General features: G+C 68.9%; 26 protein-coding genes and 5 tRNA genes. 12 read left to right on the top strand and 19 right to left on the bottom strand.

The annotated features are described in order from the left end of the window. Positions 1 to 3 precede the first annotated feature (3 nt). The 16 genes from rplK to QN245_RS16905 all read right to left on the bottom strand — a co-directional run bounded on the left by rplK (position 4) and on the right by QN245_RS16905 (position 10,591). Positions 4 to 432 carry a 50S ribosomal protein L11 gene (gene rplK, locus QN245_RS16830; protein WP_010341342.1) on the bottom strand — a complete coding sequence of 143 codons (429 nt, stop codon included), beginning with the start codon at positions 430 to 432 and terminating at the stop codon, positions 4 to 6. Positions 433 to 632: 200 nt separating this feature from the next. Next, a complete protein-coding gene (gene nusG / locus QN245_RS16835; protein ID WP_145699991.1) occupies positions 633 to 1,190 on the bottom strand; it encodes a transcription termination/antitermination protein NusG in 558 nt (185 codons plus the stop codon). 13 nt (positions 1,191 to 1,203) lie between these two features. Then, positions 1,204 to 1,617, bottom strand: a complete 414-nt coding sequence (gene secE / locus QN245_RS16840) for a preprotein translocase subunit SecE (RefSeq protein ID WP_160966996.1) — start codon at positions 1,615 to 1,617, stop codon at positions 1,204 to 1,206. Positions 1,618 to 1,667: 50 nt separating this feature from the next. Next, positions 1,668 to 1,743 (bottom strand) — tRNA-Trp (locus QN245_RS16845). 165 nt (positions 1,744 to 1,908) lie between these two features. Further along, positions 1,909 to 3,099, bottom strand: coding sequence for an elongation factor Tu (gene tuf / locus QN245_RS16850; protein ID WP_160966994.1), 1,191 nt, complete (start codon positions 3,097 to 3,099; stop codon positions 1,909 to 1,911). A 45-nt stretch (positions 3,100 to 3,144) separates the two neighbouring features. Further along, positions 3,145 to 3,220 (bottom strand) — tRNA-Thr (locus QN245_RS16855). 30 nt (positions 3,221 to 3,250) lie between these two features. Next, positions 3,251 to 3,324 (bottom strand) — tRNA-Gly (locus tag QN245_RS16860). 32 nt (positions 3,325 to 3,356) lie between these two features. Next, positions 3,357 to 3,442 (bottom strand) — tRNA-Tyr (locus tag QN245_RS16865). A 159-nt stretch (positions 3,443 to 3,601) separates the two neighbouring features. Continuing rightward, complete coding sequence (gene ychF, locus QN245_RS16870) at positions 3,602 to 4,693, bottom strand: redox-regulated ATPase YchF (protein WP_160959215.1); 1,092 nt, start codon at positions 4,691 to 4,693, stop codon at positions 3,602 to 3,604. 75 nt (positions 4,694 to 4,768) lie between these two features. Next, positions 4,769 to 5,353, bottom strand: a complete 585-nt coding sequence (gene pth, locus QN245_RS16875; RefSeq protein WP_160966993.1) for an aminoacyl-tRNA hydrolase — start codon at positions 5,351 to 5,353, stop codon at positions 4,769 to 4,771. 53 nt (positions 5,354 to 5,406) lie between these two features. Next, a complete protein-coding gene (locus tag QN245_RS16880; RefSeq protein WP_160959210.1) occupies positions 5,407 to 6,057 on the bottom strand; it encodes a 50S ribosomal protein L25/general stress protein Ctc in 651 nt (216 codons plus the stop codon). 163 nt (positions 6,058 to 6,220) lie between these two features. After that, positions 6,221 to 7,180, bottom strand: a complete 960-nt coding sequence (locus tag QN245_RS16885; protein WP_160966991.1) for a ribose-phosphate diphosphokinase — start codon at positions 7,178 to 7,180, stop codon at positions 6,221 to 6,223. A gap of 140 nt (positions 7,181 to 7,320) precedes the next feature. Further along, positions 7,321 to 7,397: transfer RNA gene (locus QN245_RS16890), tRNA-Gln, on the bottom strand. Positions 7,398 to 7,410: 13 nt separating this feature from the next. Further along, on the bottom strand, positions 7,411 to 8,274 hold the full coding sequence (gene ispE / locus QN245_RS16895) for a 4-(cytidine 5'-diphospho)-2-C-methyl-D-erythritol kinase (protein WP_317843708.1): 864 nt from the start codon (positions 8,272 to 8,274) through the stop codon (positions 7,411 to 7,413). Then, entirely contained in the window at positions 8,271 to 8,924 is a 654-nt protein-coding gene (gene lolB, locus QN245_RS16900) for a lipoprotein insertase outer membrane protein LolB (RefSeq protein ID WP_184448286.1), read from the bottom strand. The genes ispE and lolB overlap by 4 nt, the downstream gene beginning before the upstream one ends. Next, positions 8,921 to 10,591, bottom strand: coding sequence for a tetratricopeptide repeat protein (locus tag QN245_RS16905; protein ID WP_317843709.1), 1,671 nt, complete (start codon positions 10,589 to 10,591; stop codon positions 8,921 to 8,923). Before QN245_RS16905 ends, lolB begins: the two co-directional genes overlap by 4 nt. 66 nt (positions 10,592 to 10,657) lie before the next feature. Here QN245_RS16905 and hemA point away from each other — a divergent pair, with 66 nt between their 5' ends. From hemA to ppk2, 8 genes are all read left to right on the top strand, one after another. Further along, positions 10,658 to 11,941: a glutamyl-tRNA reductase gene (gene hemA / locus QN245_RS16910; RefSeq protein WP_317843710.1), complete on the top strand. Its 1,284-nt coding sequence runs from the start codon at positions 10,658 to 10,660 to the stop codon at positions 11,939 to 11,941. Next, the gene (prfA, locus tag QN245_RS16915; RefSeq protein WP_184448289.1) at positions 11,919 to 13,004 is read left to right on the top strand and encodes a peptide chain release factor 1; all 1,086 of its coding nucleotides are present in this window, start codon (positions 11,919 to 11,921) and stop codon (positions 13,002 to 13,004) included. Before hemA ends, prfA begins: the two co-directional genes overlap by 23 nt. Next, a complete protein-coding gene (locus QN245_RS16920) occupies positions 13,001 to 13,453 on the top strand; it encodes a GNAT family N-acetyltransferase (protein ID WP_317843711.1) in 453 nt (150 codons plus the stop codon). The genes prfA and QN245_RS16920 overlap by 4 nt, the downstream gene beginning before the upstream one ends. A gap of 31 nt (positions 13,454 to 13,484) precedes the next feature. After that, a complete protein-coding gene (locus QN245_RS16925; RefSeq protein WP_317843712.1) occupies positions 13,485 to 15,200 on the top strand; it encodes an O-linked N-acetylglucosamine transferase, SPINDLY family protein in 1,716 nt (571 codons plus the stop codon). Positions 15,201 to 15,849: 649 nt separating this feature from the next. Continuing rightward, positions 15,850 to 16,131, top strand: coding sequence for a hypothetical protein (locus QN245_RS16930; RefSeq protein ID WP_317843713.1), 282 nt, complete (start codon positions 15,850 to 15,852; stop codon positions 16,129 to 16,131). Between the two features lie 203 nt (positions 16,132 to 16,334). After that, the gene (gene moaB, locus QN245_RS16935; RefSeq protein ID WP_184644345.1) at positions 16,335 to 16,853 is read left to right on the top strand and encodes a molybdenum cofactor biosynthesis protein B; all 519 of its coding nucleotides are present in this window, start codon (positions 16,335 to 16,337) and stop codon (positions 16,851 to 16,853) included. A 13-nt stretch (positions 16,854 to 16,866) separates the two neighbouring features. Next, positions 16,867 to 17,211: a helix-turn-helix domain-containing protein gene (locus QN245_RS16940; RefSeq protein ID WP_160966973.1), complete on the top strand. Its 345-nt coding sequence runs from the start codon at positions 16,867 to 16,869 to the stop codon at positions 17,209 to 17,211. Then, positions 17,208 to 17,996 (top strand): polyphosphate kinase 2, encoded by a 789-nt coding sequence (ppk2, locus tag QN245_RS16945; protein WP_160966972.1) that lies wholly within the window; start codon positions 17,208 to 17,210, stop codon positions 17,994 to 17,996. The genes QN245_RS16940 and ppk2 overlap by 4 nt, the downstream gene beginning before the upstream one ends. A 462-nt stretch (positions 17,997 to 18,458) precedes the next feature. Here ppk2 and QN245_RS16950 read toward each other — a convergent pair whose 3' ends face one another. After that, positions 18,459 to 19,100, bottom strand: coding sequence for a TlpA family protein disulfide reductase (locus QN245_RS16950; protein WP_317843714.1), 642 nt, complete (start codon positions 19,098 to 19,100; stop codon positions 18,459 to 18,461). Continuing rightward, on the bottom strand, positions 19,097 to 20,371 hold the full coding sequence (locus tag QN245_RS16955; protein WP_167087655.1) for a YihY family inner membrane protein: 1,275 nt from the start codon (positions 20,369 to 20,371) through the stop codon (positions 19,097 to 19,099). Before QN245_RS16955 ends, QN245_RS16950 begins: the two co-directional genes overlap by 4 nt. Before the next feature lie 76 nt (positions 20,372 to 20,447). Between QN245_RS16955 and wrbA the strand changes: the two genes are divergently transcribed. From wrbA to ybaK, 4 genes are all read left to right on the top strand, one after another. Beyond that, positions 20,448 to 21,044 carry an NAD(P)H:quinone oxidoreductase gene (gene wrbA / locus QN245_RS16960; protein ID WP_160966970.1) on the top strand — a complete coding sequence of 199 codons (597 nt, stop codon included), beginning with the start codon at positions 20,448 to 20,450 and terminating at the stop codon, positions 21,042 to 21,044. Further along, a complete protein-coding gene (locus QN245_RS16965) occupies positions 21,041 to 21,397 on the top strand; it encodes a DUF2069 domain-containing protein (protein ID WP_317843715.1) in 357 nt (118 codons plus the stop codon). Before wrbA ends, QN245_RS16965 begins: the two co-directional genes overlap by 4 nt. A gap of 79 nt (positions 21,398 to 21,476) precedes the next feature. Beyond that, entirely contained in the window at positions 21,477 to 21,962 is a 486-nt protein-coding gene (locus QN245_RS16970; RefSeq protein ID WP_017909075.1) for an asparaginase domain-containing protein, read from the top strand. A 9-nt stretch (positions 21,963 to 21,971) separates the two neighbouring features. Then, positions 21,972 to 22,445, top strand: coding sequence for a Cys-tRNA(Pro) deacylase (ybaK, locus tag QN245_RS16975; protein ID WP_160966966.1), 474 nt, complete (start codon positions 21,972 to 21,974; stop codon positions 22,443 to 22,445). A gap of 314 nt (positions 22,446 to 22,759) precedes the next feature. On the opposite strand, the gene QN245_RS16980 is transcribed toward ybaK, so the two are convergent. After that, positions 22,760 to 24,529 carry a S8 family peptidase gene (locus QN245_RS16980; RefSeq protein WP_425612962.1) on the bottom strand — a complete coding sequence of 590 codons (1,770 nt, stop codon included), beginning with the start codon at positions 24,527 to 24,529 and terminating at the stop codon, positions 22,760 to 22,762. Positions 24,530 to 24,742 lie beyond the last annotated feature (213 nt).

A 24,742-nucleotide genomic window follows, 5' to 3' on the forward strand; every position in this document is an offset into this window, starting at 1 on the left:
TGCTTAACCCTCCACCGTCAGGCCCATGCTGCGGGCAGAACCCGCAATCGTGCGTACCGCCGCTTCCAGCTCGGCCGCCGTCAGGTCGGCTTCCTTCGCCTTGGCGATCTCTTCGAGCTGCTTGCGGGTCACCTTGCCCACCTTCTCGGTGTTCGGGCGCTTGGAGCCGGAGCTGACGCCCGCGGCCTTCTTCAGCAGCACGCTGGCCGGGGTGCTCTTGGTGACGAAGGTGAAGGTACGGTCCGAGTAGGCCGTGATGATGACCGGAGTCGGCAGGCCCGGCTCCAGCTTCTGCGTGGCGGCATTGAACGCCTTGCAGAATTCCATGATGTTCAGGCCGCGCTGACCCAGCGCAGGACCGACCGGCGGCGAGGGGTTGGCCTGACCGGCCTTCACCTGCAGCTTGATGTAACCGACGACTTTCTTTGCCATTTTAGTGTCTCCGGGTGCTAGCGCCTAAACCGCAGGCTCCCCATCGCGACGGGAAAATCACGTGTCCCGCCATCACGTTTTTGAAGTGCGCAGAAAGCCGCCTCGCGGCGGCTTCCGTTCTGCCCGGCGGCTTGCCTGGACAGGGAGCCGCGCAGTATAGCAGAGATTTTGGCGCCCGGCGCAGCCGCGCCGGGGCGGGCTCAGGCCTTCTCGACCTGGCCGAATTCCAGTTCCACCGGGGTGGAACGGCCGAAGATCAGCACCGCAACACGCAGGCGGCTCTTCTCGTAGTTGACTTCCTCGACCACGCCGTTGAAGTCGTTGAACGGGCCGTCGGTGACCCGAACCATCTGGCCCGGCTCGAACAACACCTTCGGACGCGGCTTCTCCACGCCATCCTGAACGCGCTGCAGGATCGCATCGGCCTCTTCGTCGCGGATCGGCAACGGACGGTCGGCGGTGCCGCCGATGAAGCCCATCACCTTCGGCGTTTCCTTGACCAGGTGCCAGCTTTCGTTGTCGATGCGCGGAATGCCGCCCTCTTCGTGGGTCTCGATCTGCACCAGCACGTAGCCCGGGAAGAACTTGCGCTCGGAACGGCGCTTCTGGCCGGAGCGCATCTCGATAACTTCCTCGGTGGGGACCAGCACGTCGCCGAAGCGCTCCTGCATCTCGTCACGCACAATACGGTCGCGCAGCGCTTGGGCCACGGACTTCTCGAAGCCTGAATAGGCGTGAACGACATACCAACGCTTCACTGCTGCACTCTCCTCAACGGCTCACGAACCACTGCATCAGCTTCTGGATCAGGAAATCGAACCCGCCCAGCAGCAGACTCAGAATGATCACCACCACGATCACCACCCAGGTGGTGCGAATGGCTTCCTGACGGGTCGGCCACACCACTTTGCGCAGTTCGAAACGGGATTCGGACAGGAACTCGCGGCCTTCGCGACCCTTGGCGGTCATCAGGAATACCGCCGCGCCCGCAGCCAGACCCGCGATCACCGCCAGTGCGCGCAGCGGACCGGACCAGCTCCCCAGTTGTGCCGCACGGCTCGGCTCACCGAACCAGAACCAGACGAACAGGCCCGCGATCACCAGCAGCGCTGCGATGACGTACTTGACGATATCGCCGCCAGAAGACGCGGCGGGGCCTTTGGAATGCTCGATCTTGCTGTTCATCCGACTCTTGCTGCTATGCGACCGAGGTCACTGGATAGGGAGCGGCAGATTGGCACGCCAGGAGGGACTCGAACCCCCAACCTGCGGTTTTGGAGACCGCTGCTCTGCCAATTGAGCTACTGGCGTGTAGTAAGAACGACTGCACTTCCCTGAGACGGCGAAGGCGGACCGAAGGTTCCGGCCCGCCCTTCGCTGAACCCGGCGACCGGAGCCGCCTGCACCTCGTCGGATTCCGGCGGCTACAGCCGCCGTCCTGCCGTCGAGCCCGGCGGCCGAGGCCGCCGGAGGGCATTACTTGATGATCTTGGCCACCACGCCGGCGCCGACGGTCCGGCCACCTTCGCGGATCGCGAAACGCAGGCCTTCGTCCATCGCCACCGGGTTGATCAGCGTCACCACCATCTTGACGTTGTCGCCCGGCATCACCATCTCCACGCCTTCCGGCAGCTGGCACGCGCCAGTGATATCGGTGGTGCGGAAGTAGAACTGCGGACGGTAACCCTTGAAGAACGGGGTGTGACGGCCGCCCTCGTCCTTCGACAGCACGTACACTTCGGCTTCGAAGTCGGTGTGCGGCTTGATCGAACCCGGCTTGCACAGCACCTGGCCGCGCTCCACGTCGTCACGCTTGGTGCCGCGCAGCAGCAGGCCCGCGTTGTCGCCCGCCTGGCCCTGGTCCAGCAGCTTGCGGAACATTTCCACGCCGGTCACGGTGGTCTTCTGCGTCGCACGGATGCCGACGATTTCGATTTCGTCGCCCACCTTGATGATGCCGCGCTCGATACGGCCGGTCACCACGGTGCCGCGGCCCGAGATCGAGAACACGTCTTCCACCGGCATCAGGAACGGCTTGTCCACGTCGCGCTGCGGCTCCGGGATGAACGAGTCCAGCGCGTCCACCAGCTTCAGGATCGCCGGCACGCCGATCTCGCTCTGGTCGCCTTCCAGCGCCAGGCGGGCCGAACCGTGGATGATCGGGGTGTCGTCGCCCGGGAAGTCGTACTTGCTCAGCAGCTCGCGCACTTCCATCTCGACCAGCTCGAGCAGCTCGGCGTCGTCGACCATGTCGGCCTTGTTCAGGAACACCACGATGTGCGGCACGCCGACCTGACGCGACAGCAGGATGTGCTCGCGGGTCTGCGGCATCGGGCCGTCAGCGGCCGAGCACACCAGGATCGCGCCGTCCATCTGCGCCGCACCGGTGATCATGTTCTTGACGTAGTCCGCGTGACCCGGGCAATCCACGTGCGCGTAGTGGCGCGTCGGGGATTCGTATTCCACGTGGGCGGTCGAGATCGTGATGCCGCGCGCCTTCTCTTCCGGCGCCGCGTCGATCGCGTCGTACGCCTTGAACTCGCCGCCGAAGCGCTCTGCGCCGATCTTGGTCAGCGCCGCGGTCAGCGTGGTCTTGCCGTGGTCGACGTGACCGATGGTGCCGACGTTGACGTGCGGCTTGGTGCGCTCGAACTTACCCTTGGCCATGGCTGCTTCTTCTCGGTGATCGTAGAAAGATTTGACGACTGAATATGGTGCTCACGAAAGGAATCGAACCTTCGACCTCCTCCTTACCAAGGAGGTGCTCTACCGACTGAGCTACGTGAGCGTTGTTCTATTGTGACACAAGCGCGTTCAATGGAGCGGGAGACGGGAATCGAACCCGCACCATCAGCTTGGAAGGCTGAGGTTCTACCGTTGAACTACTCCCGCTACGGGATGCCGCACTGCCACAACAAAATAACTGGTGGAGGGAGGTGGATTCGAACCACCGAAGGCGTAAGCCAGCAGATTTACAGTCTGCCCCCGTTGGCCGCTTGGGTATCCCTCCAACTTACCCACTCGAACCCGGCTGCGAAGCCGAAATCAGAGAGGGGTGAAACAGCCCGCTATTCTTCCCTGACATCCCCGCCTTGTCAACAGTATTTTGACGCGATGTCGCAGGAAATCGTCGTTGCTCGCGCGCGCCCGGCCAGGACGCGCGCGCGCATCAGACGTTGAAGCGGAAATGCAGGATATCGCCTTCCTGCACGCGGTATTCCTTGCCTTCCAGACGCAGGCGCCCGGCCTCCTTGGCACCGGCCTCGCCCTTGTACTTGATGAAGTCGTCGTAGGCGATGGTTTCGGCGCGGATGAAGCCCTTTTCGAAGTCGGTGTGGATCACCGCCGCAGCCTGCGGCGCGGTCGACCCGGCCTTGACCGTCCAGGCGCGCACTTCCTTCACTCCGGCGGTGAAGTAGGTCTGCAGACCCAGCAGGGTGTAGCCGGCGCGGATCACCCGGTTCAGGCCCGGCTCGTTCAGACCCAGATCGGCCAGGAACGCATCGCGGTCGGCGTCGTCCAGCTGCGACAGCTCCTCCTCGATCGCCGCCGACACCGGCACCACCTCGGCGCCCTCGGCAGCGGCATGCGCACGCACCGCATCCAGGTGCGGATTGTTCTCGAACCCGTCTTCCAGCACGTTGGCGATGTACATCACCGGCTTGAGGGTGAGCAGGAACAGATCGCGCACCAGCGCCTTCTCTTCCTCGTCCAGGCCGGCGTTGCGCCCGGCCTTGCCCTCGGCCAGCGCGGCCTGCAGCTTGGCCAGCACCGGCTTGCGCGCCGCCGCGTCCTTGTCGCCGCCCTTGGCCGAACGCTCGGCACGGTTGAGCGCCTTCTCCACGCTATCCAGGTCGGCCAGGGCCAACTCGGTGTCGATGGTCTCGATGTCGGAGACCGGGTCGACCTTGTTGTTCACGTGGATGATGTCGCCATGCTCGAAGCAGCGCACCACGTGGGTGATCGCATCGACTTCGCGGATATGCGCCAGGAACTTGTTGCCCAGGCCCTCACCACTGGCCGCACCGGCGACCAGGCCGGCGATGTCGACGAACTCGACCGCGGTCGGCACGACCTTCTGCGGATTGATGATCGCCGCCAGCGCGTTCAGACGCGGATCCGGCACCGGCACCACGCCCACGTTCGGCTCGATGGTGCAGAACGGAAAATTGGCCGCGGCGATGCCCGCCTTGGTCAGCGCATTGAACAGGGTCGACTTGCCGACGTTGGGCAGGCCGACGATGCCGCATTTGATGCCCATGTTTCAGTTTCCGGGATTTGGGATTCGGGATTGGAGATTCGCCCAGCCGCGCGGCCGCGAATCCCCAATCCCCAATCACGCATCCCTGTTCGTATGCAACCGCTTCATCGCCTCGTTGAAGTCGCCCTGCACGGCCAGCGGCAGCACGTCGATGGCGTCGTCGATGGCGCGGTCGATGAGGACTTGGTCGTCCTTGCCGGCGCGTCCCAGCACCCACGGCACCACCTTGTCCTTGTGGCCGGGATGGCCGATGCCGATGCGCAGGCGGTGGAAGCCGGCATGCCCGAGCAGGCGAATGGTATCGCGCAGTCCGTTCTGGCCGCCGTGGCCGCCGTCGAACTTGAGCCGCGCGGTGCCCGGCGCCAGGTCCAGTTCGTCGTGTGCCAGCAGCGCCTGCGCCGGTTCGATCTTCCAGAAGCGCAATGCGGCCGTCACCGACTTGCCGCTGAGATTCATGAAGGTGGCCGGCTTCAGCAGCCACACCGCCTGCCCCGCAACCTCGATCTTGGCGGTCTCGCCGAACAGCTTGGCGTCCACGCTCCAGCGCGCGCCGGCCCGCTCGGCCAACGCGTCCACAAAACGAAACCCGGCGTTGTGCCGGGTGTTCGCGTGTTCGGCACCGGGATTGCCCAGGCCGACGATCAGACGCAGACCAGTCATGCGCAATGCATCGCCGCAGCGTCCGGACCGAAGCCCGGACGCCGCGCAGGCGATTACTTGCCGTCCTTCTTGGCCGGCTCGGCAGCGGCAGCCGCCGCGTCGGTGGCTTCCGGCTCTTCCTCGACACGGCCGTGCTTGGCGATGACCACCGCCACGTCGTGCTCCTTGCCCAGCTTCAGTTCCGGCAGCTCGACGCCGGCCGGCAGCTTCAGGTCGGACAGGTGGATCACGTCGCCGACCGACAGCGCCGACAGGTCGACTTCGACGAACTCCGGCAGGTCCTTCGGCAGGCACACGACCTGGATTTCGTTCAGCTCGTGGGTCACGACCACCTCGGCCGACTTGCCGGCCGGGGACACGTCCTCGTTGAGGAAGTGCAGCGGCACCGACGCGTGCAGCGCCTCGTTGTCGTTCACGCGCTGGAAGTCGATGTGCATGATCAGCTGCTTGAACGGGTGACGCTGCATATCGCGCAGCAGCACCTTCTGCACGTCGCCGTTCAGGCTCAGGCTGAGGATGGACGAATAGAACCAGTCGTTCTGGCTGGCCAGCCAGACTTCGTTGTGGTCGAGCTGGATGTTGACCGGCTTCAGATCGCCACCGTAGACGATCGCCGGGATCAGGCCGTCGCGACGGAGGCGGCGGCTCGCACCCTTGCCCTCGACTTCGCGGCGCTGAACCTTGATTTCATGCGTGGTTGCCATTTGCGTTTACTACCTTGGTTGAATGAACCGCCTCACGGCGGTTTTGATGACTCTTCCGCGACCAGAAGAGTCTGTGGGAAGCCGGGATTGGAGATTCGGGATTGGGGATTCGCAACGGCGCCGCTTCTGCGAATCCCCAATCCCGAATCCCCAATCCCTGCCCTTAATCGACGTACAACGAGCTCACCGACTCGCCGAAGGCGATGCGGCGAATGGTTTCGGCCAACAGCTCGGCGACGCTGAGCTGGCGGATCTTGCCGCAGGCGCGGGCAGCCTCCGACAGCGGGATGGTGTCGGTGACGACCAGCTCGTCCAGCTGCGAATTGGTGATGTTGCTCACCGCGGGGCCGGACAGCACCGGATGCGTGCAGTACGCGGCGACCTTCAGCGCGCCGCGCTCCTTCAGCGCGGCCGCGGCCGCGCACAGGGTGCCGGCGGTGTCGACGATGTCGTCGACCAGCACGCAGGTCTTGCCCTCGACGTCGCCGATGATGTTCATCACCGTGGACACGTTGGCGCGCGGGCGGCGCTTGTCGATGATCGCCAGGTCCGCATCGTCCAGGCGCTTGGCCACCGCACGGGCGCGGACCACGCCACCCACGTCCGGCGACACCACGATCAGGTTGTCGGTGCCGTAGGCGCGCCAGATGTCGGCCAGCAGCAGCGGCGAGGCGTAAACGTTGTCGACCGGGATGTCGAAGAAGCCCTGGATCTGGTCGGCGTGCAGGTCCACGGTCAGCACGCGGTCGGCGTTGACCGCGCTGAACATCTTGGCGGCGACTTTGGCGGTGATCGGCACGCGCGAGGAGCGCATGCGCCGGTCCTGCCGCGAGTAGCCGAAGTACGGCACCACCGCGGTGACGCTGGCGGCGCTGGCGCGCTTGAGCGCGTCGATGATCACCAGCAACTCCATCAGGTTCTCTGCGCTGGGCGCGCAGGTCGGCTGGATCACGAACACTTCCTGCCGGCGCACGTTCTCCTCGATCTCCACCTGCACTTCACCGTCGGAGAAGCTGGAGACCATCGCCTTGCCGGGGCGCACGCCCAGTTCGCGGCAGATGCTTTTGGCCAGGGGCTTGTTGGCGTTGCCGGAGAACACCAGCAGGTTGCGTTGGTCTTGCATGAGGGTCTCTCGGGTGGCTGCAAAGAGCGTGTGGCGACGAAAACCGGACGAATCGAAAAAGCGAGGAGAAGCGATGCCTTTCCCGTTGAATCCCCGCACATGGATGTGCGGGCGTTTGCAGAGGGATCTGCATACCCAAATGGCAGGGGCGGTAGGATTCGAACCTACGAATGCCAGGATCAAAACCTGGTGCCTTGGGCCTCTTGGCGACGCCCCTGCATAAACCTGTGTCAAGCCTCCAGCGCGTCGAGCAGCGGCGAACGCGGGACGCCGCCTGCCACCCAGGCGCGCATCCCGTCCGGCAAGTCCGCCAGCGCGCGCACGGCGGCAGCGCGATCGGCAAACTCGACGAAACAACCGCTCCCCGACCCGGTCAGGCGTGGCGTACCGATCCGCGCCAGCGCCTGGAACGTGGCCTGGACGGCCGGTTCGCGGCGAAGCAGGACCGGCTCGAACGCGTTACCGAGCAGGAAACCTGAAACGAAGTCCGCTATTTTCGCGGGCGCAGCATCCCGCGTCAAATCGGGGGACTGGAACAGCGCCGCGGTGGGCACGTGCACCCCCGGATCGGCGAGCACATACCAGGCCGGCGGCAGCGCCAGGGCTGTCAATTGCTCGCCCACCCCCTCGGCCCAGGCGTCGCGCCCGCGCACGAACACCGGCACATCCGCCCCCAGCGACAGGCCGAGGCCGGCCAGGGCGTCCTCGTCCAGCCCGGCGCCCCACAGCGCGTTCAGCGCCACCAGTGCGGTCGCCGCATCGGACGAGCCACCGCCGAAGCCGCCGCCCGCCGGAATGCGCTTTTCGACGCGGATATCCACACCTTGGACGACATTCGCTGCTTTTTGCAGAAGCCGCGCGGCACGCACCAGCAGGTCGTCGGCCTCCGCGACCCCGGCCACGGAGGGGCCGATCCGCGCCACCACCCCGTCGGCGCGCGGCCGCAGGTGCACCGTATCGCCCCAGTCCAGCAGGCGGAACACGGTCTGCAACTGGTGGTAGCCGTCCGCTCGGCGGCCGGTAATCTGCAGAAACAGGTTCAGCTTCGCCGGGGCCGGCCAGGACGACCAGCCCCCGTCGATGGGCGCGCTCATGGCGCCGGAATGTCCCAGTGGTCCACCAGCAAGCGCACCTTGGCGTCGCCGTTGCGCGCCTCGATGCGCCGCGGCAGGGCCGGCTGGCCGTCGCTGGGCGGGTACCACTCCTGGAACTCGATGTCCCAGCCCATCTGCCGCAAGGTGCGCGGCCGCCCCTGGGCATCGTAGTCCACGTGTTCGGGCGCTTCGGTATCCCACGCCACCTGCCCGCGCACCCACTGCGGCAGCAGATTGACCGGGATTTCCCAGCCGGTCGCTTCCAGCAGCAGCTGTTCGGCGTTTTCGCCTTCGCGCGGCCCGCCCTCCATGCCTTCCAGGCGCCCGGCCTCGGAGTGGCTGTCGCCGATCAGGCGCCAGCTCTGCCGGGTCACCGGCGCGCTGAGCTGCACCTCGTACTGGCGATGCTGCTGCTTCCAGTCGATGCGGCCGCTGCCGCCATTGCGGCCGTTGCTGATCGCGACCCGTCCCTGGAACGACCAGTCCGGATGCGCCTGTAGCCACTGCGCGCGCGCTGCCTCGGCCTGCTGCGCGGCGGCATCGGGCGTGGCGACGGCGACCGGCGCCGGGGTGCGGGTCGGCAGCGCGCTGCAGCCGCCCAGCAGCAGCCCGGCGGCCAGCGCCCACGCAGCGCGCAAGCCAGGCCTCACGGGCTCACCTGTTCCAGGGCGCGGCGCAGCGCGCGATTGTCAGGATCGAGCTTGCGCGCCTCGTCGAAGTACTTGTTGGCCTCCTCGTGCTTGCCCTGCTCCCACAGCACCTGGCCGATGTGCGCGGCGATCTCCGGATCCTTCACCTGGCTCCAGGCGCGACGCAGCTGCACCAGCGCCTCCTGGGTCTTGCCGAGCCGGTACAGCACCCAGCCGTAGCTGTCGATGATCGCGGCATTGTCCGGATCGGCGGTGCGGGCGCGGTCGATCAGCTGCAGCGCCTCGCGATAGCGCTTGGTGCGGTCGGCCAGGGTATAGCCGAGCGCATTCAGTGCCGCCACGTTCTCCGGGTCGGTGACCAGGATCTTGCGCAGATCGGCCTCGGCGCGGTCGATGCGGTCGCGGCGCTCCCAGGACAAGCCGCGCGCGTACAGCAGGGCGTTGTCGTCCGGATATGCGGCCAGGCCACGCTCGAACACCTGCAGCTCGCCGGCGTCGTCGCCGCTGCGCTGGCGCAATTCCGCCTCCAGCACATAGGCGTCGCGGCGCGCGGCATCGTCGGCCTCGGCATCGTCCTGCAGCGCGCGCGCCTCGGCGAAGGCCGCGTCCTTCTGGCCCAGCGCGTACAACGCGCCGGCCGCGCGCAGCCGCGCCTCGCTGCGCAGCGGGCCGCCCGGCACGCCGCGATACCAGTCCACCGCCTCCTGGTTGCGCTTGAGGAACTCGGCGATCTTGCCGAGCAGCAGGCGTCGCTCCGGATCGGGCCGGTCGGCGCCCTTGCGCAGTTCGTCGTACAGCGCGGTCAAGGCGGCGTTGTCCTGCAGCTTGGCCAGCATCGAGGCGCGCAGGCCATAGTTCTGGGTGGTCTGCGGCCCCAGCGCCAGCACCCGCGCCGCGGCGGCGGTGTCGCCGATGGCGTCGTAGGCATAGGCCAGCGCGGTGCGCAGTTCCGGATCGCCCGACACCTTGGGCTCCACACCCTCCAGCAGCGCGCGCGCCTGCTCGGTCTTGCCCGCCTGCTGCAGCTGCGTGGCGTGCAGCAGCGCCACACGCGGCTCCTGCGGGAAGCGCTTGACCAGTTGGTCGACGATGCGCTCGGCCAGCTTGGGCTGGTCCAGGCGCAGCGCCAGCCGCCCGAACTCCTGCCAGGCCTCGAGCTGGTCGGGGATGGCGTTGGCGTCGAGCAACTGGTCCAGGGCCTTGGCCGCCACCTCCGGATCGCGGTTGCCGCTGACCAGGGCAATCAGGGCGAAGCGCCAGCCGCGCGGATCCTTGTCGCGCAGCAAGGCCACCAGCAGGCTGCGCGCCTGGCGCAGATTGCCGTTGCGCAGGGCCAGCGAAGCCTCGGAGCTGCGCATGGCCAGCGACTCGGGCGCGCGCTGCCGCCACAGCGCCAGGGCCTGGGTGGCGGCGGCGCTGTCGTTGGCCAGCATCGCGATGCGGGTGGCGCGTTCGGCCAGACCGGCGTCGCCGGGGCTGTCGTTGGCGGCCTGCAGGTACCAGCGCGAGGCGTCGGCCAGTTGCCCGGCCTGCAGGGCGAACTCGCCGGCCAGGACCGGGGTCATCACGTCCTGGGCGGGGCTCGGCGCCTTGGCCGCGGCCGGTGCGGCCACGGCGGCGATTGCGGACAGCAGCAGAAAGGTACGGATGCGAATCAGTGCGGGCATCGGAAGCGGCCGGGCCGTAAAATGGGGCCCTGAATGGCCAGCAGCTTATCGCAAGCAACTGAACAGATGACGTTGTGGGTGCTCGGATTGAACCACCAGACCGCGCCGGTCGACCTGCGCGAACGGGTGGCATTCGCCGGCGACGCATTGCCGCGCGCGCTGCAATCGCTGCGTGCGCTGCCCGACGTCACCGAAGCGGCGCTGCTGTCCACGTGCAATCGCACCGAGCTGTACGCCATTGCCGGCGATGCACAGCACCTGGCCGACTGGCTGGATTCGCACGCCGCCGGCCTGCACGGCTATCTGTACCAACACCAGGATGCGGACGCGGTGCGGCACCTGTTCCGGGTCGCCACCGGGCTGGACTCGATGGTGCTGGGCGAGCCGCAGATCCTCGGCCAGGTGAAGGACGCCTGGTCGCTGGCACGCGAGCACGGGGCGATGGGCAGCCGCCTGGACCGGCTGTTCCAGCAGACCTTCTCGGTGGCCAAGCGCGCACGCACCGACACCCGGGTCGGCGCCAATCCGGTCTCGGTCGCCTCCACCGCGGTGCGCCTGGCGCAAAGCTCCTTCGCCCGGCTCAGCGAATCCACCGTGCTGCTGGTCGGCGCCGGCGAGACCATCGAGCTGGCCGCCAAGCATCTCAGCGAGGGGCGCGTGCGACGCCTGCTGATCGCAAACCGCACCCTCGCCCACGCACAGGAACTGGCCAGCCGCCACGGCGGCGTGGCGCTGCCGCTGAGCGAGCTGGAGCGTCACCTGCACGAGGCCGACGTGGTGTTCTCGGCCACCGCCGCGCGCGAGCCGGTGGTGACCCGGGCGCAGGTCGAGCAGGCGCTGCGCGCGCGCAAGCACAAGCCGATGCTGCTGTTCGACCTGGCGGTGCCGCGCGACATCGAGGCCGGCGTGGCCGACTTGGCCGACGCCTACCTGTACACCGTCGACGACCTGGAGCGCGCGGTCGAGGACAACCGACGCGGCCGCCGCGAGGCCGCCGAGGCGGCCGAGGCGATCATCGACCTGCAGGTGGTGCGCTACATGGAAGCGCTGCAGGCCAGCACCCGCCAGGCGCCGCTCAAGCGCCTGCGCGCGCACGGCGACAGCACCCGCGACGACGTGCTGGCCAAGGCGCGGCAACAACTGGCGCACGGCAAGCCCGCCGACGAGGTGCTGGAGTTCCTCGCCAACACCCTGACCAACCGCCTGCTGCATCCGCCCACCGCGGCCCTGCGCGAGGCGGCGCTGCGCGGCGACGCCGACCTGGCCCGCGCCGCCGAGCGCCTGTTCCCGGAGAAGCCGGGCTACCACCATCCGATCATGAAGACCGATGACACCGACCCTGCGCCGTAAGCTGGAGGCGCTGGCCGAGCGTCGCGAAGAACTCGAACGCCTGCTGTCCGACCCCGAAGTGGTAGGCGACAACACGCGCTTCCGCGACTATTCGCGCGAGTTCGCGCAACTGGAGCCGGTCGCCGCCGCGCTGGCGGCCGAGGCCGCGGCCAAGGCCGACCTGGCCTCGGCCGAGGCGATGCGCGCCGATCCGGAACTGCGCGAGCTGGCCGAGGAGGAAATCGGCGCCGCGCAGGCGCGCCTGGCCGAACTGGATGCGGAACTGGCACTGCTGCTGGTGCCGCGGGATCCGCGCGACGACGGCAACCTGTTCCTGGAAGTGCGTGCCGGCACCGGCGGCGACGAGGCGGCGATCTTCGCCGGCGACCTGTTCCGCATGTACGCGCGCTACGCCGAGCGCCAGGGCTGGAAGGTGGAAGTGGAATCGGACAGCCCCGGCGAGCACGGCGGCTACAAGGAGATCGTGGCGCGCATCGTCGGCCGCGGCGCCTACTCCAAGCTGAAATTCGAATCCGGCACGCACCGCGTGCAGCGCGTGCCGGCGACCGAGTCGCAGGGCCGCATCCACACCTCCGCGGCGACGGTGGCGATCATTCCCGAAGCCGACGACGTGGAGGAGATCGCGATCAACCCGGCCGACCTGAAGATCGATACCTTCCGCTCTTCCGGCGCCGGCGGCCAGCACGTCAACAAGACCGAGTCGGCGATCCGCATCACCCATGTCCCCAGCGGCGTGGTGGTCGAGTGCCAGACCGAGCGCAGCCAGCACGCCAACCGCGACAAGGCGATGAAACGGCTCAAGGCGCAGTTGCTGGAGGCCGAGCGCAGCAAGCAGGCCGCGGCCGAGGCGCAGGACCGCAAGCTGCAGGTCGGCAGTGGCGACCGCAGCCAGCGCATCCGCACCTACAACTTCCCGCAGGGCCGGATCACCGACCACCGCGTCGAGGGCCTGACCCTGTACGACCTGCCGAACGTGATCGAGGGCGACCTCGATGCACTGATCGGGCGCCTGAGCCACGAGCACCAGGTCGACGAACTCGCGCGCCTGAGCGACAGCCCGTGAGCGTGAGCGTGCGCCAGGCCGATGCGCACGACCTGCCGGCGCTGGCAGCGCTGTTCGATGCCTACCGGCAGTTCTACGGGCAGGCCCCGGATGCGGCGACCGCGCACGCCTTCCTGGCTGCGCGCCTGGCCCGCGCCGAGTCGGTGGTGCTGCTGGCCGAGCGCGATGCGCAGGCCGCCGGCTTCGTGCAGTTGTATCCGTCCTTCTCTTCGGTGCGGGCGGCACGGCTGTGGATCCTCAACGATCTGTACGTCACGCCTGCGCACCGCCGCCACGGCGTGGCGCAGGCGCTGCTGCACGCCGCCGAAGGCCACGCCGCGGACGATGGCGCGGTGCGCATCGTGCTGGAGACGGCGCAGGACAATCTCTCCGCGCAGGCCCTGTACCGCGCCTGCGGCTGGCAGCAGGACCTGAGCGCGCAGCACTACGCCAAGGCGTTGGTGCCATGAGCGTGCGCGGACTGCGGTCGATCACGGCCGCATGAACGGCGGCGCCGACGAACGCCTGCACCTGCAGGCCGCGGTGCGGCGCGATCCGCAGGATTTCCTGGCCTGGGTGATGCTCGCCGACGCCGAACTCGGCGCCGGCGCGGTTGCCGCGGGCGAACAGGCTGCCGTGCGCGCACTGCAGCTGCGTCCGGGGCATCCGGAGGCGCTGGCGCGGCTGGGCCGGGTGCGCTGGACCCAGGGTCGTCATGCCGAGGCCGCGCAGGCCCTGCGCGCAGCGCTGCAACAGGCGCCGCAGCACCCGGGCATCGCGGTCTGGCTGGGTCACGCACTGGAAGACAACGGCGAGGCCGAAGCCGCGGCGCAGGCCTATGCGCACGCGCATGCCTTGCTGCCGCAGGAACCGTCGATCGCCGCCTACCTGCTGAACTGGCGCCGCAAGCTGTGCGACTGGCGCGGGCTGGACGCGCTGTCGCAACAGGTGCGCAGCGCGGTGCGGCAGGGGCATCCGACCATCGAACCGTTCGCCTTCCTCAACGAGGACGCGGGCGCGGACGAGCAGTTGCGCTGCGCGCGCAACCGCGCCCAGGCGCTGGCGCGCGCCCTCGCGCCGCTGCCCGCCACGCAGGTGCGCAGTGATGGCGCGCTGCGCATTGGGTTCCTGTCCAACGGCTTCGGCGCACATCCCACCGGCCTGCTGACCGTCGCCCTGTTCGAGCGCCTGCGCGCGCACCGCGACCTGCAGGTGCACCTGTTCGCGCTCAACCACGACGATCGCAGCGCGATCGGCGCGCGCCTGCAGGCGGCCGCGCATGCCTGGCACGCCGTGGCCGGGCAGCCGCATCGGCAGATCGCCCAGCACATCCGCGACGCCGGCATCGACCTGCTGTTCGATCTGCGCGGCTGGGGCGGCGGCGGCACGCCCGAGGTGCTGGCGCTGCGCCCGGCGCCGGTGCAGTTGAACTGGCTGGCCTACCCCGGCACCTCCGGCGCGCCGTGGATCGACTACGTGGTCGGCGATGCCTATGCGTTGCCGCCGGCACTGGCCGCGCACTACAGCGAGCGGGTGCTGCGGCTGCCGCGCGCCTTCCAGCCCTCCGACGACACCCGCCATGTCGGCGCCCCACCGGCGCGCCGCGACTGCGGCCTGCCCGAGCACGGCACCGTGTTCTGCTGCTTCAACAACAGCTACAAGCTCGGCCCGCGCAGCGTGGCGCGGATGCTGGAGGTGCTGCGACAGGTGCCGGACAGCGTGCTGTGGCTGCTGTCCGGCCCTGGCCAGGCCGATGACCGACTGCGTGCGGCCGCTGCGGCGGCCGGCGTGGAACCGACGCGTCTGCGCTTCATGCCCAAGCTGGCGCATCCGGACTATCTGGCGCGCTACCGGCACGCCGACCTGTTCCTGGACACCCATCCGTACAACGCCCACACCACCGCCTCCGATGCCCTCTGGGCCGGCTGCCCGGTGTTGACCCGCCCCGGCAGCACCTTTGCCGCGCGCGTGGCCGGCAGCCTCAACCATCATCTCGGCCTGGACGAAATGAATGCCGCCGACGACGACGCGGCGTTCGTCGCGACCGCGGTGCGCCTGGGGCGCGATCCTGCTGCACTGCAGGCGCTGCGCGAGCGGTTGCACGCGCGGCGCGCGGACAGCGGGCTGTTCGACATGCAAGGTTTCGCCTCCGACTTCGCCGCGCTGCTGCGCGACACTGCGGCACGCCACGGCTGGCAAGGCGCAGCGTCGGCCTGATTTAATCGGGATGCGCGGCAGCCGCGCGGCGCGCATGAAATATGCGTGAGGCGCGACGGCGCATCACTTGTCGCCATCGGCGTCGCTGATGGAACCTTTGCATCGCATCATTCGGTCTCCTCTCGCGCGCAACGCCACGACGCACCCCGCGATGAGGACGATCCATCGCTGCAGATCGCACCGAAGCGTCACAGACAATCAGCGAGTGCGGCCTGTGCATGTCAGCGGATCGTCCACAACACTTGACCTCAAGCAAACTTGAGGTCCGACACTGCGCGCACGCTCCCTGTGCAGATCCCTCGATGTCGCTGTCGTTCCCCACGTCCACGCCCTCCTCCCCCGCGCCCACACGCAGCATGCTGCTCGCCGAGGCGTCCATGCCCGACCGGACCGCGCTGCTCGAATGCGTGCGCGGCCTGTGCGACCACCGCCTGCACGCCCTGACCTGGATGGAATCCCTCGGCGACGCCCCCGATCTGCTGTACGCACGCTGCTGCTGCGACGCGGCACCCGAACTGCATGAACTGTTGCGCGCACGCCTGCCGGCGCTGCGGCGGACGCTGCGGCGCTACCGGCGCTGCGGCGGACGCTGCGGCGCTACCGGCGCATTCGCAGCGGCGTGTCCGATCCGCACCGGGAAGCGTCCTGCGTGGTGGTCACACGCGTCCCGACACGCGATGCGGCGCAGGCGCAGCGCCGCGCCGACGCTGCCTTCGCCGCCCTGCAGGATGGTGCGCATGCGCTGCGGGGATTGATCGCCGCGCAGCTGTACCTGTCCGACGACGGCCGCACCCTGCTCGAATGCACCGAGTGGCACGGCGCCGACGCGCAGCGACGCGCGCTGCAGCGCGAGCCCGAGCGCCTGCCGCTGGCGGCCGATCGTGCTGCCAGCGTCCATCGCTTCCGGCCGCGCACGCTGGCCCTGGCGTGAAATACCCGATCCTCCGCATGAAGCGGCTCGATCGCGCTTAGGCGCCGGGATCGGGCTCAAGCAAGGCCGACACGCCACGCGGCCTGCCTCTCTTGGGCGCGGGCCGGCCTCCATCCAGCAAGCAATGGCCCTGGAAGCACCGTAGCTGAAGCGGTGGCGCGGGCAGGCTATACGCCGGCCGGGCGAGCGGCTAGGCTGCCGGCATGAGCGCAAACGCCGACTTCATTGCCTTGAACCTGTGCGTGCTGACCGTCTCGGACACGCGCAGCCTCGACCAGGACAGTTCCGGCGACTACTTGGTCGCCGCCCTCAGCGGCGTCGGCCATCGCCTGCACGCGCGGGAGCTGCTGCCGGACGACCGCTACCGGATGCGCGCCACGGTCTCGGCCTGGATCGCCGATCCCGAAGTGGATGGCATCCTGGTCACCGGCGGCACCGGCTTCACCGGCCGCGATTCCACGCCCGAGGCCCTGCTGCCGTTGCTGGACAAGCAGATGCCGGGGTTCGGCGAGCTGTTCCGCGCGATCAGTGTCGAGGAGATCGGCACCTCCTCGCTGCAGTCGCGCGCCTTCGCCGGCCTGGCCAATGCCACCTTCCTGTTCTGCCTGCCCGGCTCCACCTCGGCCTGCCGCACAGCCTGGGAACGGATCATCGTCGCGCAGCTGGATGCCCGCACCCGCCCCTGCAATCTGGCCACGCTGCGCCCGCGGCTGAAGGAATGACCTGGACTCCCGCATGTCCCTGGACACCACGTTGCGCCTGCTGGCCAAAGCCAGCGGCATGAGCGCCGCGGACATCGCCGCGGCCATCCCACGCGCCGGTGCGGCCACGGTCAAGGCCTGGATGGCCGGCGAGAAATTGCCCGGGCGCGCCCAGCTCACTGCGCTGGCGCGCACCTTCGGCGTCCCCGCCGGCGCCCTGCTCGGCGAACTGGCCAGCCAGCTGGACCCGGCGCGCACCCGCGGCGAACACGACCTGCTGCAGGCCTACCGCGCCCTCGACACCCGCCAGCAGGGCGCGCTGCTGGAAGTGGCGCGCAGCATGGCCGGCACCGGCACCCGCAAGCGGAGCAGCAAATGAGTCATCTGAAGCGCAAGCAGTACAAGGCCCTGATGCAACCGCTGCAGCTGGAACTGATGGCGATGGCGCAGGCCGTGCAGCACAGCGGCGAGCGTGTGCTGGTGCTGTTCGAAGGCCGCGACACCGCTGGCAAGGGCGGTGCGATCCAGGCCATCGCCGAACACCTGAACCCGCGCCAGTGCCGGGTAGTAGCCCTGCCCAAGCCGACCGACCGCGAAGCCACGCAGTGGTATTTCCAGCGCCACATCGCGCACCTGCCGGCCGCCGGCGAGATCGTGCTGATGGACCGCAGCTGGTACAACCGCGCCGGCGTGGAGCGGGTCATGGGCTACTGCAGCGATGCCGAGTACCACGCCTTCCTGCGCCAGACCCCGCTGTTCGAGCGGCTGCTGGTGGACGATGGCATCCGCCTGTTCAAGTACTGGCTGTGCGTGGACCAGGCGCAGCAGGAAAAGCGTTTCGCCGAGCGCCTGCACGACCCGCTGAAGGGCTGGAAGCTGTCGCCGGTGGACCTGAAGTCGCGCAGCCAGTACGCCGACTACACCCGCGCCCGCGAAGCGATGCTGGAGGCCACGCATCGCGACTATGCGCCGTGGACCCTGGTCGACTTCAACGACCAGAAGCGCGGCCGTCTGACCCTGATCCGGCACCTGCTCGATCAGTTGCCGGAAACCCGCCTGCACGAACCGGACCTGGACCTGCCGCCGCTGAAGCACAAGCTGCACAAGGAAAAGTTCGGGCTGCTGCAGCCGATTCCGTCGTATGAGGCCGGGAGTGGGGATTAGGGAATGGGGATTGAGCGAGGCCTGCGGCGCGCAGCCGTGGCCTTCCGACATCGCCTCGCTTGGCGCGCCCACCCACAGGGATAGTGCGTCGCGGCTGAAGCCGCTTTTAAGGGGGACAGGCGCCTGTTTAGTGGTGTGCGAGCAGAGGCCATCGTAGGAGCGGCTTCAGCCGCGACGAGCGAAGCCATCCCATCCTCCCGTCGCGCAAGGCGTCGGGACTGAAGTCCCTCCCACAACGACTGCGCTTCATTCCGGACGCATCGGATAGGGGGTCGGGTTTAGCCGCGTCACCACCATCGGTCAGCCTTCCGGGTCGCGGCTGAAGCCGCTCCTACAGCGATTCGACCGCGATCTGATGGCGACCTGATGGCGCCTCCGCACGCACGCAAGCGCGCATCCCAGTCCCCAATCCCGAAGGCCCAGTCCCAGGCGACGACCACGCCGCACAGCCAACCGACACCCTCACCCCGCCGCCTTCCCCTTGCCCTGACCGGGTGCCGGGCCACCGGCAGCGGCGATCGCGCTTTCGATGTCCTTCGCGTTGACCGGCCCCAGGAACTGCTTGGCGACCTTGCCATCGGGCGCGATCAGGTAAGTCATCGGCAGCCCGCGCGGGGTGGCGAAGTCCGCCGGCGGCGCATAGGTGTCGACGATGACGATCGGATAGGCGACCGGATGCTGCTTCAGGAACGCCTGCATCTCCGCCGGCTCGATGTCCTCGTAGGCCAGGCCCACCACCTCGATGTTGTCGCGCATGACGTGCAGGGCCGACAGCTCCGGCATCTCCTTCAGGCACGGCGCGCACCAGGTGGCCCAGAAATTCACCACCACCCACTGCCCGCGATGCGCGGCCAGGTCGTACTCGCGACCGTCCACCGCCTTCATCTTCAGGGTCGGCTCGGAGCGGGTCTCCTGCACCACGGACGGTCCGGCTGCCGGGGCGGCGGGGGCCTCCGGCGCTGGCGGAGCGGGCGGCGGCTTGGGCGCGGAGGATGGCGCGGTGGTCGCGGTGCCGTCGGCCGGCTTGGGCGTGGGCTGGCGGTCGCACCCGGCCAGCAAGGCGGCGGCGGCGAACAGCGGGAACAACAGGCGCATGGCGGTCATGCAAGGTCTCCGATCTCGGTATAGAGGTCGCCGACGCGACGCTTGAGCACGTCGCGCAGCGGCAGGCGCAGTTCGTCCAGCGCGCGGCACGCCGCCTGGCCCAGGGCGTCGTCGCGGCACGGCAAATAGGTCTCGACGACGGGGATGCGCAGCTGGCAATTCTCGTACAGCTCGGCCACCGGCAGGTCGCTCAGGTCGCGGGCCAGCAACCAGTCGCCCTGCTCGGTACGGCGGAGCAGGCGGATGCGTTCCAGCTCGCACAGCAGTTGCTGCATCAACGAGTCGGTCAGCATCGGCTCCAACTGCAGGATCTGGTCCTCCTGCAGCCCGCAGCCCTGCTTGCGCGCCTGCGCGAAGCGCCCGAGCAGGCGCAGCAGGCCATAGATCTCGTAGCCGGCCGGCAGGCGCATCGAGGCCGGCTGGTAGCGGAACGCGGCGATCGAGGACGACACCGAGGCACCGAGCAGGATCGCGATCCAGCTCAGGTAGATCCACAACAGGAAGATCGGCACGAACGCGACCGTGCCGTAGATGCGCTGGTACGACTGGAAGCTGCCCAGGTACAGGCTCAACCCCCACTTCACCAGTTCCAGCAGCAGCACCGCCAGCAGCGCGCCCGGCACCGCGTGGCGCAGCTTGACCGTGTGGTGCGGCACCACCCTGTACACCAGGGTGATGCAGACGAACTCGATCAGCACCGGCGCCACGCTCAGCACCACCTGCGCCAGCAGCCGGCCCTCGCTGGTCTTGAACAGCGGCAGCGCGAAGAACCGTGCCGACACCGCCAGCGATGCCGCGGCCAGCAGCGCGCCGAGGGTCAGCACGGTCCAGTACACCAGGAAGCGGGTCAGCTGCGGCCGCGCCGACACCACCCGCCAGATCTGGTTGAAGGTCTGCTCGACGCTGTTGAGGGTGATCAGCAGCGAGACCACCAGCGCGACCACGCCGGCGGTGGTCAGTTGCCCGGCGCTGGCCGAGAACTGGCGCAGGTAGGCCTCCACCGAGCGCGCCGCGGCCGGCACGAAGTTGGAGAAGATGTAGTCGCTGAGCTGGTCGCTCCATTTGTCGAACACCGGGAACGCCGACAGCACCCCGAACACCACCACCGCCAGCGGCACCAGCGCGAAGATGGTGGTGTAGGCCAGCGAGGCCGCGGCCTGGAACAGCCGGTCGTCGATGAAGCGCCGCCACAGGAAGCCGGCGAAGCTGCGCATGCGCGCGCGGTCGCGCAGGCGATCGGCCCAGAGATTGACGGTGTCCAGCGGCTGCATCGGGCAAGGGTACCCGATGCGCATGGACGCCGGCATCGTCGATACTGGCGGTCGTTTCGATCCACGAGAGGGCCGCATGGCCGAGATTCTGGTCCTGTACTACAGCCGCGGCGGCTCGGTGGCGCGACTGGCGCGGCAGATCGCGCGCGGCGTCGGCGAGGTGCCGGGCATGGCCGCGCGCCTGCGCACCGTGCCGCCGGTGGCTGCTGTCACCCAGACCAGCGCACCGCCGGTGCCCGACAGCGGCGCGCCGTACGTGGATGCCAGCGACCTGCGCGACTGCGTGGGCCTGGCGCTGGGCAGCCCGACCCGCTTCGGCAACATGGCCGCGCCGGTCAAGCACTTCATCGACGGGCTCGGCGCCGACTGGGCCAGCGCCACCCTCGCCGGCAAGCCGGCGGCGGTGTTCACCTCGACCGCGTCGCTGCACGGCGGCCAGGAAGCCACCCTGCTGTCGATGCATCTGCCGCTGCTGCACCACGGCTGCCTGATCGTCGGCATTCCCTACACCGAACCGCTGCTCAGCAGCACCCGCAGCGGCGGCACGCCGTACGGGGCCAGCCACGTCGCCGGCGCCGACGACGATCCGCAACCCAGCGAGGAAGAAGCGCAACTGGCGCGCGCGCTCGGCCGGCGCCTGGCCGACATCGCGCAACGGCTGGCGGCGCCATGAGCGGGGGGCGCCTGCGGGTGGCGCTGGGGGTGACGCTGCTGGCGCTGGCGGCGCTGTTCGCGGCCTGGTTCCACGACGATCGCCACCGTCTCGCCGCCCTGCTGGTGTTCGCGCTGCCGCCGCTGCTGCTCGGCGTGGGCGTGCTGCGCGGCTCGGCGCTGGCGCGGTTCTGGAGCGGCGTGGGCGCGCTGCTGTGGTTCAGCCATGGGGTGATGACCGCCTGGAGCCACCCGCCGCAGCGCGGCTACGGCTGGGCCGAACTGCTGCTGGCGCTGCTGGTGGTGGGCCTGTCCAGCGCGCCGGGCATCCGCGCGCGCTTCGCTCGCCGCCGCGGCGCCGCCGGGCGCGACTGAGCGGCCATCCCGCCGCGCCCGGTATCATGGACGGCCTGCGCGGCCACGGCCGCGTCCCGACATGCTTCTAGGAACGGCAATGGAAGAACTCCTGATCGTCACCACCGGCGGCACGATCGACAAGATCTACTTCGACGACAAGTCCGACTACCAGATCGGCGACCCGCAGATCGGCCAGATCCTCAAGGAACTGGGCGTGACCTTCCGCTTCACCGTGATCCCGATCATCCGCAAGGATTCGCTGCACATCACCGACGAGGACCGCGAGCTGATCCGCGCCACCATCGCCGCGCAGTCCGCGCGGCATGTGCTGATCACCCACGGCACCGACTCGATGGTGCAGACCGGCAAGGTGCTGCAGGCGATCGAGGGCAAGACCATCGTGATGACCGGCGCGCTGAACCCGGCGCGCTTCCGCGGTTCCGACGCCGAGTTCAACATCGGTTGCGCGGTCGGCGCGGTGCAGTCGCTGCCGGCCGGCGTCTACATCGCCATGAATGGGCGCATCTGGGACCCGCAGAAGGTACGCAAGAACGTGGCGGCCAACCGCTTCGAAGCCGCCTGAGCGACCGCGATTTCCAAGGCGACGCGCGCAACCAAGGCGTTGGACGCGGCCGGCATCGTCTACCGGCTGCATCCCTACGACTACGCCGCCGAAGCCGGCGCCAAGGGCCTGCAGGCCGCGCAGGCGCTGGGCCTGCCGCCGGAGCGGGTGCTGAAGAGCCTGATGGCCTGGGTCGACACGCGCGCGGTCTGCGTGGTGGTCCCGTCCGATCGCCGGGTGCAGTTGAAGAAACTGGCCGCGGCGGCGGGCGGCAAGGCGGCGCGGATGATGGAGGCGGCCGAGGCCGAGCGCCGCACCGGCTACAAGGTCGGCGGCATCAGCCCGCTGGGCCAACAGCGGCCGGCGCCGGTGCTGGTGGAGCAATCGGCATTGGGCGCGGGCAGCGTGTGGTTCAACGCCGGGCAGCGCGGCCTGCTGCTGGAGATGGACGCCGCGCAGATCCTCGATGCGCTGCAGGCGCGTGCCTGCGATCTGTGCGAATGATGGCGACGCAGGAGCGAATGGCGTAGAGCGTGCTCCCGCCGATCGCCGTGCCGGGCAGCGTCCTGTCCGTGGCATTGGCACGCACCGAAGCCCACGCCGTCGTGCCAGCGGCCGGATCCGCACGACAAGTGCTGCGATGGCTGACATGGCGTAGAGCGGTGGCACGCCACGCGACAGCGAGCCCCTGCGCCCATAAAAAAGCCCCGCGCCGAAGCGCGGGGCGACCGAGAGTGGCAGCATCGGCGTCCTGCCGAGCGCTGCGATCCGGCACCGGGAGGTGCGCGGCGGCCATGGCGGCCGCCGCGACGGATGCCTCAGTAGTCGGCCTTCAGGCTGAGCCCGGAGAACGTGCTGTACGCCTTCACCCGCACGTAGTAGGTGCCGGCCTGCGGGGAGTTGAAGGTGCAGCTCTCGTTGTTGCCGTTCTTGTACGGACGGCAGTCGTAGGCCGAATCGGTCGGCGCGCTGCCGAAGCGCACGTACAGGTCGGCATCGCCGCTGCCGCCGGAGGTGGTGACCACCAGGCTGCTGGCACCGGACGGCACCTTGACCGTGTAGTTCAACGAAGAGCCGCTGTTGGCGCTGAGGTTGGTGACCGCCACGCCGTCCTGCAGCTCGTTGCTGCTGCTGCCGCCACCGCCGCCGCTGCTGCCGCCGTTCTGCGCCGCGGTGACCGCCGCGTTGGCATCGAGCAGGCCGGCGCCGCACCCCTGCGAGCAGGAGAAGCTGGCGGCGGTGTTCTTGATGGTGCTTTCCACCTGCGCCGGGGTCAGCGCGGTCGGCGCCACCGACTGCATCAGCGCAACCACGCCGGCCACGTGCGGGGTCGCCATCGAGGTGCCGTTGTACGAGGCATAGCTCGGGTTGCCCGGGGTGGTGGTGCCGTCGTTGAGGGTGGACAGGATGTTCGAGCCCGGCGCGGAGATGTCGATGCCCGCGCCGTAGTTCGAGTAGCTGGCCTTGGCCCGCGACGAGGTGGTGGCCGCCACCGCGATCACGTTGTTGCAGTTGGCCGGCACCGAGCTGGACACGTTGGTCGAGCTGTTGCCCGCCGCCACCACCACCGTGGTGCCGCGGCCGACCGCGCCGTTGATGGCGTTCTGGTAGGTGCTCGAGCAGGTGCCGCTGCCGCCCAGCGACATGTTGATCACTTCGGCCGGGTTCTGGTTGGCCGGCACGCCGCTGACGGTGCCGCCGGAGGCCCAGGTGATCGCATCGGCGATGTCGGAGGTGTAGCCGCCGCACTTGCCGAGCACGCGCACCGGCAGGATCTTGGCCTTGAACGCGGTGCCGGCCACGCCGGTGCCGTTGTTGGTGACCGCGGCGATGGTGCCGGCGACGTGGGTGCCGTGCCAGCTGGAATTGGAGGCCGGCGAACCGGAGTAGCACTCGCCGGCGGCGGCCCAGTCGCCTTCGTCGGACGGGTCGCTGTCGCGGCCGTTGCCGTCGCGTGCGGCATCCGCATCGCTGATGAAGTCGTAGCCCTGCAGGACGTTGGCGTTGAGATCGGGGTGGCTGGTGATGCCGGTGTCGATGACCGCCACGACCACGCCGTCGCCGGTGGCCTTGTCCCAGGCCGAGCGCACGTTGATGCCGGCATTGCTGGTGCCGAAGGCCCACTGGTCGCCCAGGCGCGGATCGTTCGGGGTCAGGGCGATGGTCATGCGCTGGTCGACCTCGACGTACTCGACGTTCGGGTCGGCGGCGATCTGCCGCATCAGCGTCTCGGCCTCGGCGCGGTCCAGCGGACGGCTGGCCTTGACCACTTCCGGCCCCACCGCCAGGCGGCGCAGGCTGGTCAGGCCGAGCGCGCGGCCGTTCTTGGCCGGCAGCGCGGCGGCGGCCGATTGCAGCGTCGCGCGCAGCGCCGCCGAGGGCGCGGCAGCGGCCGCGGAGGCGCTGGAGATGCTGACCGGCGCGGCGTCGCGGGTCTTGACGATGAAGCGTTGCACGGTCGGTTCGGAAGACAGGCCGGAGAGGTTCACGTCACCGGCAAACGCTGGGGTGGCCAGCAGCAGCGAGGTGAGAGCAGAGGCGCCCAGCACCACCAGCCACGGACGCTGGCGCGAACCACGATGCGACATTTCGGACATTCGGACTTCCTTTCGGTTGAGTAGCCGCCTGACGGCGGTGTTCCGCGCTGCACCGGCCCGGCCTTAACCTGAACCCGGCATGCATTGCGAGCCCGGTCGACCCCTGTGTTGCCGACCATTCATCGAACCTAGCTCAGTACAAGTGCGTATGGAGCGGGCTGTGACGGAAATCCGTTGTACAAAACCATGAAATGCAATGGGATT

It is taken from the genome of Xanthomonas rydalmerensis (assembly GCF_033170385.1).
Taxonomy (GTDB): Bacteria; Pseudomonadota; Gammaproteobacteria; order Xanthomonadales; family Xanthomonadaceae; genus Xanthomonas_A; species Xanthomonas_A rydalmerensis.